This window comes from Serratia myotis, from assembly GCF_027474885.1.
Lineage (GTDB): Bacteria > Pseudomonadota > Gammaproteobacteria > Enterobacterales > Enterobacteriaceae > Serratia > Serratia proteamaculans.
Window position 1 is genome coordinate 3599064 of the sequence record NZ_CP099707.1, and the last position, 14390, is coordinate 3613453.

Consider the following 14390-nt stretch of genomic DNA (forward strand, 5'->3'; position numbering starts at 1 on the left):
TATTATTGGCTTTCAGGGGTCGGGTTATGATTCAACCGGCGTCAGAGCGGGTGTCTCTGCGGCCTTAGGCGCCGCCGTGCCTGACACCGTCTGGCACGGCAGTAACAGGGCCGATGCCGGCAGTGGGCTGGGTAAATGCACCCGACACTGGGTCTGGCCGTTCCAACGCACGTCCATCCCTTCCCCCGGATTCAGCCCGGTCAGCCATACGCTGCCTTCGTCATTGACGATGCCGGTCTGATAGAGGTGGTCATTGACCACGATGGCGCCAAACGGCGGCGCGCTGCCGTCGGCCAGTTTGATCACCGCCATGGCTTTCTCCCCTGCGACTACGCTGAACTTGCGGTAGCCGATCGCCCCTTCGGTCAGGGTGCCTTGCACCACCGACTGGTTGGCGTCGACGTTATCCGGCAGCTTGTTGACGTCCACCGACACGCTGTTGCGGTAATAACTGTTGATGTCGCTGACCACCGCCTTGCCAAACATGTTGGTGTTCGAGGTACCACCGTATCCCTGTACCGGTACACCGCTAACACCGGCGGTGTCGACCATCATACGGGTGCCCCCTAGCGTATTGACCCGGTGCAATGCGGCCCCTTTTGGCGTCACTGTCGCACCGCCTTGCAAGGACAAACCGAGCGAGCTGTACTGGCTACCCTGATAACTGGCATTGGCGGTCACTTCAGCAAGATCGCCGTCATGGGTGAAGTAGCCACTGGCCGTACCGCGCCCACCGTTACCCACGCCGCCAGTCAGGCGGTAGGTATTGTTGTCGTCGATGCGATCGTAATAGCCGAGGGTATTGGTGCTGCCGGCCCGTGTGGTCTGGTTGTTGTAGCTCATGGTCCCGGTTCTGCCCCAGGGCACGCTGACCCCCAGGTAAACCCCGTCGTCGTGGCTGTTGTTGAACACCGTGCGGTAGGCCGACAGGCTCAGGCTGATGTTCTTGAACGAGCCAATGTCGAAATAGCGCGACAGCGACAGGTTATAGTTGTTGTTGGCAGGTCTATCCCAATAGGTTTGATGGCTGGCAGTCAGGAATGCACTCAGCCCCAGCGTTCGGAACTGCTTGTTCAGCGAGACGGTATACATCTGCTTGCTGTTGCTGTAATTGCCGCCGTGGTAACGCGCGTCCAGGTATTGCGACATGCTCATATAATTGCGTTCGGAGAAGCGGTAGCCGGCGAAGGTCACCTGGCTGTCATACTCGTCAAAACGCTTGGAGTAGTTCAGTCGCCAGGAGGTGCCGGACGGCGTCCCCTTGCCCGGCAACTCGGCGCGTGACTGCGTGGCGTCCAGCGATAACGCACCAAAGGCCAGCAGATCACGACCTACCCCCAATGCCAGCGCTTTATAGCCGGCGGAAAGCAGCCCACCGCCGAACAGTGACCAGCCGTTGCTGACCCCCCAGGAGAATTCGCCGCCGCTGAACACCTGGCCTTCGCTGTTGTGCCGGAGATTGGACGGTTTGCCGGCCATCATCTTGTAACGCACCAGACCCGGGCGCGTCAGGTAAGGCACGTCCGCCGTGTCCACCTGAAAAGTGCGTTCGCTGCCGTCCTGTTCCTGAATGCGTACATCCAGTTTGCCCATGGTGGCGGAGTTCAAATCCTGAATGCGAAACGGCCCCGCCGGTACCTGAGTTTCATACAGCACTCGTCCTTGCTGGCTGACCGTCACCTTGGCGTTGGTTTTCGCCACCCCGGTCACTTCCGGCGCATAGCCGCGCAGGTTGGGTGGCAACATGTTGTCGTCCGAAACCAAGCTGGCGCCGGTGTAGCGGAAGCTGTCGAAAATGCTGGAGTTGAGGTAGTCCTCACCGAACGTCAGCTTGGCGCGCAGCGCCGCAATCGCGCGGTACAGGTAATAACGGCTCCAGTCCCAGCGCTGCTGTGAGCTGCTGTTCTGGCCGGTGGTATGGTCATACTGCGCCTGCCAGTCGGCACGAAAGCGCCAGGCCCCAAGATTGGCCCCGGTGGTGCCATTGCCGCTCAGCGACTGATTGTTTTGCCCCTGGCTTTGGCGGACAGTTTGCGCGTTGACGTTATAGTCAAACAGCATGCCAGCGATACCCTGATCCCAGCGCGACGGCGGATCCCAGTTCTCGTCGGTGTACTCCAGGTAGGCCTGTGGCACATTCAGATACAGCGAACCGGACCCCAGGTCGGCCCTCGTCTGCATGCCCTTCAACGAGTCGAGCGCCAGACATTGCCCCTGGTTCCACCAGGCCAGATTGCGCTGCACCGAGGCTTTCAGCCCCAGTTGATCCACCATGGCCGGTGTCAGGCAGGGGACGCTGCCCTTGGCATCGTCCGGGGGGGCCAAAAAGGTGATCTGCTGCTCCGGCAGTTCCTGTTTGTTGACCCGTAACACCAGCGCATACTTGCCCGGCATCATGTAACCAACGCGTGAAAACTCACTCAGATCAATGGCGGTTCTGTCTTTGACGTCCAGTACGTCGGTGTTGAATTCAATGCTGTCGGCTGCCAGCACCTGCCCGGCATGGCCCAACATCAGACCCATCCACACCGCCAGGGGGCGCAATATCCATTTTGCCCGTGGGGAAAGCAACAACACGGCATGTTCCTTCATCAGTAATAATCCATTTTGAACCGCACCGTGGTGCGATAAGCCCCCGCGCGCAGTATCTGATGCGTACCCACCAGCCGCAGGCTGTAGTCCAGTCGCGTATCCCCAGGTACCAGTGCGCCGGGCGGCATTGGCACGCCAGATTGCGCCACGTTGCCGGCGGCATCGGTAATTTGTATCCCCACACCCTGGCTATGACCGGATATGCCGAATAAGGCGCTGTCGGTCACCTCACCGGCAAAGGTCACGCGGAATTGCGTCCAGTCGGCACGGCCGGGGCGCATCTGTTGTAACGAACAGTTGACCAGTTGAATGCTGAAGGGGCTGACCGGCCCCTGGCCGTCGCGCATGATTTGACCGACCGGCAGCACCGCCAGATCGATGCTCTGGTCACGGCTGCTGACGGCAATGGCACAGGGCACGTCAACAATCGAGCCCTGCATATTGACTAACCCCTGCCCCTGATGGGCAGAGGCCGCAACGGAAAACCCGCAAATAGCCCACAGGCAAGGCGTGAAGCATGAAGACCTAAAGCGGAACATGAGGCAACCTCACTTCAATCGGGCTGGCGACAGAAAGGGACGGGCGCAATAGCGCCCGTGCGAGGCTTACTGATAGGCCAGCGTGAAGTTGGCAACAGACTTGAAATCACCCGGGACAATCGGGGAATAGGTGGTTTTGGCTGGAGTCCCCCCACTGGCGGCGGTGGTAGTGGATTCACCCTGCAAGAAGGCGGCAAACGTCAGAGTATTATTGCCGTCACCCACTTTAGTGGCGGTGGTAGGCTCACCGAGTTTAATGTCGGTGCCGCCCTGGGTCAGCACAATGGCCGCGCCGCTGGCGGTGCCAGTCAGGCCCAGATTGTTGGCATTGATTTTAGACGGGGTGGCGGTGACGGTGTTATTGGTCAGACCGGTAATGTCGCAGTCCTGCAGCTTGATGTTGAAAGATTGTGGGCTGGATTTGCCGCCGTCCTTCAGTGCCTTGTTGGCCACACTGCCCAGATTGACGGTTTGGTCAACGGAGTCCGGCGCAATCGAGCATGGTGCGTTGATGATTGACCCAGTAAAGGTCACGGAGCCGCTGCCCTGGTTGGCCGCATTAGCCGTGGAAACCATTGAGCCCATCGCCATGGTAGCCAGTACTGCCGCAATCAGATTTTTGTTCATGTTCATGCTTTGTAATCCCTTAAAAGACGTGATTTTCGATTCCGGTTCCCAACGAACCGGGAATAAAGTTGGTGATAAATTCCGGCAGACGGGCATCCCTCCGCCGCCACCAAATTCACCCCGATAAAAAACGGCCACGCCATCCAGGCAATGTTCCATTTTGTATCAAAGTGACACATTAAGTTTTAATGACTGTAAATTAATAATTAATTTGATTTTTATTCTTAAAAAAGCAAACCAAAAAGAATATAACTCTAGAAATATACCCAAAGAAGAGTTCTAAGCGTTACTCAAGCAGAAATTAGGTGGTAGAAAATAAGCTACGGAGATGACACACACGAGGAGGTTGAAAAAATAATCTTTGTTTATCAATGTGATACAACAATCCACTGACAAGGCTTGACAAAATGGGGGGGCATTCTTAATATGGCGACACTTTGATACAAAATGACACATTTTTATTGAATTAACCTACTGATTAATAACCAATTCCGATTATTCCGCTTTGACTCTTGCCCTTAAGTTTCTCGCCCCATTTCGTGTCCAAATTTCATTGAAACGCTGCGAATTGCTGGCGGTATAGAGCACCGTATGGTTGATATTACGGTGGCCAAGATAATCCTGAATCAGGCGTGTATCCGCCCCCAAATCGGCCAGCGCAAACCCGCAGGCATGGCGCAACATATGCGGATGAGCGGTCACATCCACGCCGGCCAATCGGCCGAGTCGCTTGAGCAAGCTGTACACCGCCTGCCGACAAAGCGGACCGCCCTTTTGCGACAAAAATAGCCAGGGCGCAGAGCGGTCGTCCAGCGTAAATCTGTGTGCCAGCCAGGCATGCAAATAAGGCAACTCCTCCGGTGTTAAGGGATGGGTAGTGGAAAACCCGTTTTTCAACCGCCTGACATAAACGATGCCGGCCTCCAGATTAATGTCCGACAATGTCAGACGAACCAATTCACTGACCCGAAACCCGTGAATAAAACACATTTTTAACAGACAGGCATCCCGTTGCGGATGACGCCCCTGTGCCGTGGCGCGTAAGATTTTTTCAATCTCATTGCGGGTTAAATATTTACGTTGCTTCACCATAGCCTCACTTTACTAAACAGATTTATCTTCTCCTATGTTGATGCCGAGCAGACAGTCTGACCCATGGTCGCCTTCCCCCGCTCGCCGGGAGCATCCCGCGCCCACGCTATTACCTTAGCTTAAGCACCATCAGAAAATGTAATGTAAACGAAATAAAAATCTGAGGGTTATGACGGATGGAGACTGAGATCGGCACGGATGTAGCTTACTTTTCGCCTCCCGGAAATTAACGGGACAGCATTCCGTCTGCTGGGAGACTTTTAACTTTTAGCGCTCAGACCGTTGATGAACGGGCCGCAAATCTGTTACAACTGCGGCTTCTATTCCCCAGTCAGCCCCACACCTATGATTGTCAGACCTCAGCAACACTGGTTCAGACGGCTTTTCGTCTGGCACGGCTCGGTGCTCTCCAAAATTTTGTTCCGCCTCAGCCTTAACGTGGCAATGTCGCTGGTCGCGGTGCTCTGTTTCCAATGGTACGAACACCTGGGCGTCAAGCTGACCCTGGCCCCCTTCAGCTTGTTGGGCGTGGCGATCGCTATCTTTCTCGGCTTTCGTAACAGCGTCAGTTATGCGCGCTTCACCGAGGCGCGGTTGCTGTGGGGCAGCCTGTTGATCGTCCAGCGTTCGCTGCTGCGCCAGATTAAAAGCCTGCTGCCGCAGCAGGACCAGGCGACACATGAGTTTGCCGCCCTGCTGATGGCGTTTAGCTACTGCCTGAAACATCAGCTGCGTGGCACTGATATCAGCGCAGACCTACAGCGCCTGCTACCTAATGCCGACCTGCGGGCGATTGAAAGCAGCGCGTCACCCTGTAACCGGCTGCTACTGATGATGGGTCAATGGTTGGGTGAGAAGCGGCAATCGGCCCAGTTGTCGGACGTGCTGTTTCATAGCATCGATCAGAATCTAAACCGACTGTCGGAGATCCTCGGCGGCTGCGAACGCATCGCCAATACGCCGATCCCCTTCGCCTACAGCCTGATCGTTCACCGTACGGTTTATCTGTTCTGCACCCTGCTGCCCTTCGCGCTGGTGCCGGATCTGCACTATATGACGCCGCTGGTATCGGTATTTATCTCCTATACCTTCATCTCACTGGACTCGCTGGCGGAAGAACTGGAAGATCCTTTTGGTACTGCAGCCAACGATCTGCCGCTCAATGCCATGTGCAATACGATTGAGATCAACCTGCGTGAAATGAATGATGAAACAGACTTGCCGGCCGCCGCGCAGCCAGACAGTCGTTACCAGCTCAGTTAATCTGTTACCGCTTCAGGCCGGTGTAAATCGCGCCTGAAGCCCCAGTGACCGTTACTCCCGCCAGCCGCCACCCAGCGCACGGTAAAGATCGACCAGATTGGTCAACCGCGCCAAACGCGTCTCTACCAATACCTGTTGCGCCGCATACAACGAGCGTTGGGAATCCAGCACGTTAAGGTAGTTATCTACGCCCTGTTGAAAACGCTGCTGCGACAGGCTGTAAGCACGCTGGTTTGCCGCCACCAACTGCGTCTGTGCCAGGATCTGCTCATCCAGCGTGTCGCGACCGGCCAGAGCATCCGCCGTTTCACGGAATCCTTGCTGTATCACCTGCTCATAACGCGCGACTTCAATACGCTTTTGCACCTCGCTCAGGTCCAGCCCGGCACGTAAAGCTCCTCCAGAGAAGATCGGCAGTGAGATTTGCGGCGTAAAACTCCAGGCACCGGAACCGGCGGAGAATAACCCGTCCAGACCCGCGCTGGCCGTGCCGCCGAAACCGGTCAGGCTGATAGCCGGAAAGAATGCCGCTCGTGCCGCGCCAATATTGGCATTGGCAGCGCGCAGTTGATGCTCCGCCGCACGAATATCGGGGCGCCGGGTCAGTAACTCTGCCGGTAAACCCGCCGGGATCGCCTCAGGCAACAGGCCGTCTGGCAAGCTGTTTACCTGTACCAACTGCGCGGAAACGTTTGGCGCCAAAGGCTGCCCGACCAATAACGTCAGGGCATTATTGTCCTGTCGGACCTGCCGCCGATATCGTGCCAAATCGCGCTGCGCCGTTCGCACCCCGATCTCTGCCTGACTGTGATCCAGTTCGGTCGCCACGCCGAGCCGGAAGCTTTGATCTACCAGCTCATAGGCCGCCTGCTGTGAGTTCAGCGTCTCCTGCGCCAGCGCCAGGAGTTCGCTATCGGCACGCAACGCCAGATACGCGTTGGCGGTTTCGGCGATCAAGGCCAGTTGTGCCGCCGTCCGCGTTTCATCCTGCGCCAGATACAATTCCAGCGCCTGCTGATTAAGGCTGCGCAGACGACCAAACAGATCCAGTTCCCATGCCATGACCCCGCCAACCTGATAGCTGCGACCGATAGCGGATTGCCCCCCAGCGGCCAGATCGCCCGGCGTGCGCTGCACCGCAGCATCCCCCTGTGCCGCCAGTGTGGGCAGAGAATCTGCCCGTTGAATACGATAACGAGCGCGAACGGCCTCCACGTTCAGCGCCGCAATACGCAAATCGCGATTATTGGCCAATGCCTGTGCGAGCAGAGTTTGCAGCAACGGATCGCGGTAAAACTCACGCCAACCGCTATCCGCAGTCACCGCACTTGCGGTTTGCACCGTGCCATAGGCTGGATACTGTGATGCAACCGGCGCGGTGGGCCGTTGGTACTCTGGCGTTAGCGAACACCCCGCCAAAGTGGCGGCTGCCAGCATCATGCCCACAGATTTCATCATGACGGCTCTCCCGGTGCCGGGGCGCTGAGTTCGGCTTCTTCCTCTTGCTGACGTCGTTCACTAGCACGTTTCACCCGGAACAACCGCAGCATGATGACGAAGAACGCCGGCACGAAGAAGATCGCCAGGAAGGTGCTGGTCAGCATGCCGCCAATCACCCCGGTGCCAATGGCATTCTGGCTGCCCGAGCCGGCACCACTGGCAATCACCAGTGGTACCACACCAAGGATAAATGCCAGCGAAGTCATCAGGATCGGTCGTAACCGTTGCCTGGCGGCCTGTACCGCTGCCTGCTCCGGGCTGGCCCCAGCCTCAAAATGCGCCTTGGCGAACTCCACGATCAGAATGGCATTTTTGGCCGCCAGCCCAACGGTGGTCAGTAAGCCCACCTGGAAATACACGTCGTTGGCCAGGCCCCGTAACAGCGTGGCCGCCACGGCACCGATCACCCCAAGCGGCACCACCAGCATCACCGCACTGGGGATGCTCCAGCTTTCATACAGCGCCGCCAGACACAGGAACACTACCAACAGCGAAATGGCATACAACGCCGGGGCCTGTGCGCCGGAAAGCCGCTCTTCAAACGATAACCCGGTCCAGTCGTAGCCCACGCCAGGTGGCATCGTGGCGGCAATCCGTTCCATTTCCGCCATGGCGTCACCAGAGCTAAACCCCGCCGCCGGTTCACCCTGCAGGTTAAACGACGGTGCACCGTTATAACGATTGAGTTTCTGCGCGCCATAGGTCCATTCGGCGCTGGCAAAGGCGGAGAACGGCACCATATCGCCGTTGTCGTTACGCACAAACCACTGTTCCAGGTCCTGTGGCAGCATGCGTGACGAAGCATCGCCCTGTACGTAAACCCTTTTCACCCGGCCACGATCGATAAAGTCATTCACATAGCCCGACCCCCAGGCCAGTGACAAGGTACGGTTAACCTCAGAGATCGGTACGCTGAGTGCCCGCGCCTTTTCCCGGTCGATCAACAGTTCATACTGTGGCGCATCCTCCAGACCGTTGGCGCGAACGTTGTTCAGCACCGGGCTTTGTCGGGCAGCCGTCAGGAAGCTATCGCGCGCTGCCAGCAACCGCTGATGCCCAATGCCGCCGCGATCCATCAGTTGAAAGTTAAAGCCCGCTACATTGCCCAATTCACGCACTGCCGGCGGTGAAACCACAAAGGTGCGGGTATCGCGGAAGTCGCGCGCGAACATGGCATTCAAACGGGCCGCAACCGCTTCGGCCTTCTGCGATGCGTCCGGTCGCTGATCCCAGTCGTGCAGGCGAATAAACAGTGTGCCGACGTTCTGTCCGCGCCCCCCAAAGTTAAAACCAGAGATGGCAAACACCGATCGCACACTGTCCTTCTCCATCTCTAACAGGTAGTCGGAGGCACCACGTAGCATGGTTTGTGTACGTTCCGCGCTGGCACCGGCCGGCGCCTGCACCTGAGCAAACAGCACGCCCTGATCCTCCTGGGGCAGGAACGAGGTGGGGATGCGGGTAAACAGCCAGCCGGTGGCGATAGCAATCACCAGATAAATCAGCATCAACCGACGTGGGCGACTTAACCCACGCATCACTGAAGCCGCATAGCTGTGATTGGCCCACTCAACGCGGCGGTTGAACCAACCGAAAAAACCTTTTCTCGCTGCGTGATCCGCCGGTTTAACCGGTTTGAGCAGCGTGGCGCACAGCGCAGGGGTAAATACCACCGCCACGATCACCGACAGCACCATAGAAGAGACAATGGTTATCGAGAATTGACGGTAGATCACGCCCGTTGAACCGCCAAAAAACGCCATTGGCACAAACACCGCCGACAGCACCATGGCAATCCCCACCAGTGCGCCAGTGATCTGGCTCATCGATTTTCGGGTCGCCTGCTTCGGCGACAATCCCTCCTCATGCATCAATCGCTCGACGTTTTCCACCACCACAATGGCGTCATCGACCAGCAGGCCGATCGCCAGCACCATGCCGAACATGGTCAGGGTATTGATTGAATACCCGAAAGCCGCCAGTACGCCGAAGGTACCCAGCAGCACCACCGGTACCGCCAGCGTCGGGATCAGCGTGGCCCGGAAGTTCTGCAGGAACAGGTACATCACCGCAAACACCAGCACCACTGCCTCTATCAGCGTGCGCACCACGTTTTCGATCGACAGGCTGATAAAGGGAATGGTGTCATAGGCATCGACGGCCTCCATCCCCGGCGGGAAGAAGGGTTTCAACTCCGCCAGCGTGGCGCGCACCGCCTGGGCGGTTTCCAACGCATTGGCACCGGTTGCCAACCGAACCCCCAGCCCCACCGCGGCGTCGCCGTTGTAATAACTGTCGATGGAATAGTTCTGCGCCCCCAGTTCGATGCGCGCCACGTCGGCCAAACGCACCCGCGAACCGTCCGGATCGGTTTTCAGCAGGATTTGGCCAAACTCTTCCGGCGTTTGTAAACGTGAAGGCCCAATCACGGTGGCATTAAGTTCCTGCCCGGGCAGCGCCGGTTGTCCGCCCAATTGGCCGGATGAAACCTCAACATTCTGCTCCTGGATTGCGTTGCTGACGTCGGTGACCGTAAGGCTGTAGTTCACCAGGGCTGCGGGATCCAGCCAAATGCGCATCGCATAAGGCGCGCCAAACAGTTGGAAATCCCCCACGCCATTGGTCCGGCTGATCGGGTCCTGCACATAGGAGGCGACGTAATCCGCCAGATCCTGACGGGTCATACTGCCGTCCGTTGAGACAAACGCCAGCACCATCATAAAGTTGGCGGTAGACTTGGTGACGCGGATCCCCTGCTGTTGTACCTCCAGCGGCAACAGCGGTTGCGCCAGCGCCAGCTTGTTTTGCACCTGAACCTGAGCGGTATCGGCGTCGGTGCCTTGGGCAAAGGTCAGCGCTATGCTCATGCTGCCGTCGGAATTACTTTCAGAGGAAATATATTGCAGGTTATCGAGACCGTTCATTTGCTGTTCGATCACCTGCACCACCGTATCCTGCACCGTCTTCGCCGACGCGCCGGGGTAACTGACCTGAATGCTGACGGTGGGCGGCGCGATACTCGGGTACTGGGCCACCGGCAAATTGGCAATCGACAACAGGCCACACAACATCATGATGATCGCCAGCACCCAGGCGAACACCGGCCGATCGATAAAGAATTTAGCCATGAGCCGGCTCCTTGCGCGTGCTGTCTCGTTGCGCCGTTGTGGTGGCCGGTTCCCATTCCACCGCATTCACCTGCACCCCGGGCCGAACCAATTGCACGCCCTCAACAATCACCCGCTCGCCCGGCGACAGTCCGGCCGAAACCAGCCAACTGTCCCCCAACGCCCGTTCGGTGGTCAGCTCACGCAGTTCAACCTTGTCTGCGGCATTCACCACCAGCGCGGTTGCCTCACCACGCGGGTTGCGGGTAATCCCGCGTTGTGGCACCAGCACCCCTCCCTGTGCCGCCATACCCTCGATTAGCCGCGCCCGCACAAACATGCCCGGCAGTAGCTTGCGCTCCGGGTTGGGAAACACCGCCCGCAGGACTACCGATCCAGTGGAGCGGTCTACCGTAATCTCTGAGAATTGCAGTTTGCCGCTGTGGGCGTAGCGTGAGCCATCTTCCAGCGTCAGGCTGACCGCAGCGGACTGCGGGCCCTCGGCCTGGGCGACTGCACCACTGTCCAGCGCACTTCTCAGCCGCAGCAACTGGGCGCTGGACTGGGTAACATCCACATAAATCGGGTCGATCTGCTGTACTGCCGCCACCGCCGCGGCCTGCTGCGCCGTCACCAGAGCCCCTTCGGTGACCAACGAACGCCCAATAATGCCGTCGATGGGCGACAATACCCGGGTATAAACCAAATTGATGCGCGCCGTTTCCAACTGTGCCTCAGCCGCCTGTACATCTGCCACCGCCTGTTGATGAGCGGCTACCGCGTCGTCATATACCTGACGGCTGATGGCGCGGCTATTCGCGAGGGGGCGATAACGTTGGATCAATAATTCGGCGGTACGCAACTGCGCCCGTACCCGTGCCAGCGCAGCATTGCTGCGATTGTATTCCGCCTGAAACAGTGCGGCGTCAATCTGGTAAAGCGGCTGCTGCGCCTTGACCTCTTCCCCTTCGGTAAACAGGCGTTTTTGCACAATCCCCCCCACCTGCGGCCGCACCTCGGCATTGCGGAAAGCCGCGATACGGCCCGGCAGTTCGCTGGTCAATGCGATCGGTTCGCTTTTCAGCGTCACCACCCCGACTCGCGGCGGCGGCGGAGGGGCCGCAGGCGGTGCCTCCCTGGCAGCCACCACCAACCACAGGGAAAGCGAGGTCGCGATGACCACCACGCCGACAGCAAGAGAGGCGATTTTGAGGCTCATGAATGCGTTTCCTTTTGCGTATTGGGTCTGGAGTTTTGCGGCACACCACCCGGCAGCCAAAGGTTACTGTACGAGCGGGGAACTGACCTCAACGTGACCGCCAGATAACATTCATGTCAGTTAACCGGTTTTTCCCCCAGCCGCGTCCTTAACTGACAGAAATGTCAGCCAGCCGTCAGCTTGACGACCCTATGGCTGTCATAAACTCATCACAGAACGTGATGCCTTGTGGTATGGCTGCAGGTTTCATGATTAATTAAACCCCAGGCAACCATGACGGGAGTGGCCATGCGATTACTGTTGGTTGAGGACGAGGAAAAGACTTCGTCCTACGTTAACCGCGCGCTAAGCGAACTGGGCTATACCCTGGACGTCGCTGGGGACGGGATTGAAGGCTTGCACCTGGCGGTGCAGCAGGATTATGACGCGGTGATCCTGGACGTAATGCTGCCGGGCAAGGACGGTTACGCGGTGCTGGAAGGCCTGCGAGCCAGCAAACAAACGCCGGTGCTGATGCTGTCTGCTCGCGGTTCGGTAGACGAACGCGTCAAGGGCCTGCGCCACGGAGCGGATGATTATCTGCCCAAGCCCTTCTCGCTGATCGAACTGGTCGCCCGCATTCAGGCGCTGTTGCGTCGCCGTACCAGCGACGGCATTGATGTGACCCAATTACAGATCGACGATCTGCATGTGGATTTGCTGGCGCGTAGGGTGACTCGCGACGGAGACCGCATCGATCTGACTGCCAAAGAATTCGCCCTGCTCAGCCTGCTGGCCCGCCATCAAGGGGAGATCCTCTCCAAAATGATGATCGCCGAACAGGTGTGGGACATGAATTTCGACAGCGATGCCAACGTGGTTGAAGTGGCGATTAAGCGGCTGCGCGCCAAAATTGACGCCCCTTATCCGCAAAAGCTACTGCACACGGTGCGCGGCATGGGCTATGTGTTGGAAAATCGCCCGCTGCGCCATGATGCCCCACGGATCACCCCTTAATGAAAGTTTCTATTTCCAGCCGCATGGCCTTAATGTTTGCGCTGACTATGGCGCTGCTCATGCTGGTGCTGGCACTGTTTCTGCGCAGCTCGCTGCTGGCCTCACTGCAAAACCAGATGCACAACGAACTGCATTTTCGCCATTCGCTGATCTCGCCATTTATCGAAGCCAAAGGCACCGCGCGCGATTGGCCGATGGTGCAGCAAAAGCTCAATACTCTGTCCAACAGCGAAGGCAACCAGGTGAAATACTGGGTGATCAGTAACGATCCTCGCTACCGTATCGGCGGCCCCCCACCGGCAGGCACCCACTGGTCAAAACTGCCGGACGGTTTCGCTACCGCGCCGGATCCGCAGGGCGGCTGTCCGCTGTATATGTTGATCGCTACCCTGCCGCCGTTGGGGGATCGCCCTGAAGTACGCTATGTGGTGGCCATTGATTCCACCCCCTACATGGGCACCTTGAACGAGTTTACCCGGGCGCTGGTGGTCATTTCACTGCTGGGGATTGGGCTGGCGGCCATGCTGGGTTACGCCATCTCACGCATCGGCATGCGCCCGGTGCTTAATCTCAGTGAACAAGCACACAGTCTGGTGCCCGGCACCAGCGGCCAACGGCTGGACAGCGCCGCGTTGCCCGCCGAATTGCGCAATCTGGCAGAATCCTTCAATGGCGTGCTGGCAAGGCAAGAAATCGCGTGGCGGCAACTGGAGAGCTTTAACGCCGACGTGGCGCATGAATTACGCACTCCGCTCACCAATTTGATCGGCCAAACTCAGTTGGGATTGGCGCGGGAACGTGGCGTGCATGAACTGGAGGAACTGCTGCAATCGAACCTGGAAGAACTGGATCGCATGACTTCTATCGTCAACGACATGCTGTTTTTATCTCACGCGCAGGCGGGCCAATACGCCACCCAATTGAGTGAGGTGTCACTGCGCGAGGAGTCACTGAAAACCGCCGAATATGTCGAACCCTCGTTTATGGAAAAGGATTTGGTTATTGAGATTTCCGGGGAGGTACGGGCGCAGGTCGATCGGCGGCTGTTTCATCGTGCGCTGGCCAATCTGTTGGAAAACAGCGCGCGGCATGCGGCGACAGGCAGCGCGGTGTCGGTACGTTTACAAGAACAACGCGGGTTTGCCGTGGTGGCGGTTGCCAATCAGGGAGAGGCCATCGCCCCGGAGCATCTGACGCGGTTATTTGAACGCTTCTATCGCGTTGATTCTTCGCGCGTGCGCAGCGATATGCACCACGGTCTGGGGTTGTCCATCGTTCGTGCTATCGCGTTAATGCACCATGGCGAAGCATTCGTCCGCAGCGTCGATGGCGTCAATACCTTCGGTTTCTCACTGGCACTGTCACTTCCCGAAGAAAATCCTGGCCCCCCGACTTCCGGGCCAGTACAGGTCATCCCCGCCATCGGCAAGATTAAGCGGGAAAGTCTGTCCTGAT

General features: G+C 58.0%; 10 protein-coding genes. 3 read left to right on the top strand and 7 right to left on the bottom strand.

All coding sequences use genetic code 11. The features are described from left to right. Positions 1-24: 24 nt before the first annotated feature. The 4 genes from NHG65_RS17105 to NHG65_RS17120 all read right to left on the bottom strand — a co-directional run bounded on the left by NHG65_RS17105 (position 25) and on the right by NHG65_RS17120 (position 4847). Entirely contained in the window at positions 25-2592 is a 2568-nt protein-coding gene (locus NHG65_RS17105; protein WP_499182473.1) for an outer membrane usher protein, read from the bottom strand. Further along, positions 2592-3032: a fimbrial protein gene (locus NHG65_RS17110; protein WP_249265816.1), complete on the bottom strand. Its 441-nt coding sequence runs from the start codon at positions 3030-3032 to the stop codon at positions 2592-2594. Before NHG65_RS17110 ends, NHG65_RS17105 begins: the two co-directional genes overlap by 1 nt. Positions 3033-3197: 165 nt before the next feature. Next, the gene (locus NHG65_RS17115) at positions 3198-3764 is read right to left on the bottom strand and encodes a fimbrial protein (protein WP_499182474.1); all 567 of its coding nucleotides are present in this window, start codon (positions 3762-3764) and stop codon (positions 3198-3200) included. A 489-nt stretch (positions 3765-4253) separates the two neighbouring features. Next, on the bottom strand, positions 4254-4847 hold the full coding sequence (locus NHG65_RS17120) for a tyrosine-type DNA invertase (protein WP_099064819.1): 594 nt from the start codon (positions 4845-4847) through the stop codon (positions 4254-4256). Between the two features lie 348 nt (positions 4848-5195). Between NHG65_RS17120 and NHG65_RS17125 the strand changes: the two genes are divergently transcribed. Then, positions 5196-6113: a bestrophin family protein gene (locus NHG65_RS17125; RefSeq protein ID WP_283603572.1), complete on the top strand. Its 918-nt coding sequence runs from the start codon at positions 5196-5198 to the stop codon at positions 6111-6113. Positions 6114-6164: 51 nt separating this feature from the next. On the opposite strand, the gene NHG65_RS17130 is transcribed toward NHG65_RS17125, so the two are convergent. From NHG65_RS17130 to NHG65_RS17140, 3 genes are read right to left on the bottom strand one after another with little or no spacing between them, the layout of a single operon-like run. Then, positions 6165-7571: an efflux transporter outer membrane subunit gene (locus NHG65_RS17130; protein WP_499182475.1), complete on the bottom strand. Its 1407-nt coding sequence runs from the start codon at positions 7569-7571 to the stop codon at positions 6165-6167. After that, positions 7568-10741 (bottom strand): efflux RND transporter permease subunit, encoded by a 3174-nt coding sequence (locus NHG65_RS17135; protein ID WP_283603573.1) that lies wholly within the window; start codon positions 10739-10741, stop codon positions 7568-7570. Before NHG65_RS17135 ends, NHG65_RS17130 begins: the two co-directional genes overlap by 4 nt. Beyond that, positions 10734-11939 carry an efflux RND transporter periplasmic adaptor subunit gene (locus NHG65_RS17140; protein WP_413501821.1) on the bottom strand — a complete coding sequence of 402 codons (1206 nt, stop codon included), beginning with the start codon at positions 11937-11939 and terminating at the stop codon, positions 10734-10736. Before NHG65_RS17140 ends, NHG65_RS17135 begins: the two co-directional genes overlap by 8 nt. Before the next feature lie 288 nt (positions 11940-12227). Between NHG65_RS17140 and NHG65_RS17145 the strand changes: the two genes are divergently transcribed. Next, entirely contained in the window at positions 12228-12935 is a 708-nt protein-coding gene (locus tag NHG65_RS17145; RefSeq protein ID WP_099064535.1) for a heavy metal response regulator transcription factor, read from the top strand. Next, a complete protein-coding gene (locus NHG65_RS17150) occupies positions 12935-14389 on the top strand; it encodes a heavy metal sensor histidine kinase (protein ID WP_261426253.1) in 1455 nt (484 codons plus the stop codon). The genes NHG65_RS17145 and NHG65_RS17150 overlap by 1 nt, the downstream gene beginning before the upstream one ends. Position 14390 lies beyond the last annotated feature (1 nt).

Bases quoted from the DNA above. Each gene is read 5' to 3' on its own strand.
- NHG65_RS17105 (WP_499182473.1), bottom strand. From the start codon at position 2,592: ATGAAGGAACATGCCGTGTTGTTGCTTTCCCCACGGGCAAAATGGATA.
- NHG65_RS17110 (WP_249265816.1), bottom strand. From the start codon at position 3,032: ATGCAGGGCTCGATTGTTGACGTGCCCTGTGCCATTGCCGTCAGCAGC.
- NHG65_RS17115 (WP_499182474.1), bottom strand. From the start codon at position 3,764: ATGAACATGAACAAAAATCTGATTGCGGCAGTACTGGCTACCATGGCG.
- NHG65_RS17125 (WP_283603572.1), top strand. From the start codon at position 5,196: ATGATTGTCAGACCTCAGCAACACTGGTTCAGACGGCTTTTCGTCTGG.
- NHG65_RS17130 (WP_499182475.1), bottom strand. From the start codon at position 7,571: ATGATGAAATCTGTGGGCATGATGCTGGCAGCCGCCACTTTGGCGGGG.
- NHG65_RS17135 (WP_283603573.1), bottom strand. From the start codon at position 10,741: ATGGCTAAATTCTTTATCGATCGGCCGGTGTTCGCCTGGGTGCTGGCG.
- NHG65_RS17140 (WP_413501821.1), bottom strand. From the start codon at position 11,939: ATGAGCCTCAAAATCGCCTCTCTTGCTGTCGGCGTGGTGGTCATCGCG.
- NHG65_RS17145 (WP_099064535.1), top strand. From the start codon at position 12,228: ATGCGATTACTGTTGGTTGAGGACGAGGAAAAGACTTCGTCCTACGTT.
- NHG65_RS17150 (WP_261426253.1), top strand. From the start codon at position 12,935: ATGAAAGTTTCTATTTCCAGCCGCATGGCCTTAATGTTTGCGCTGACT.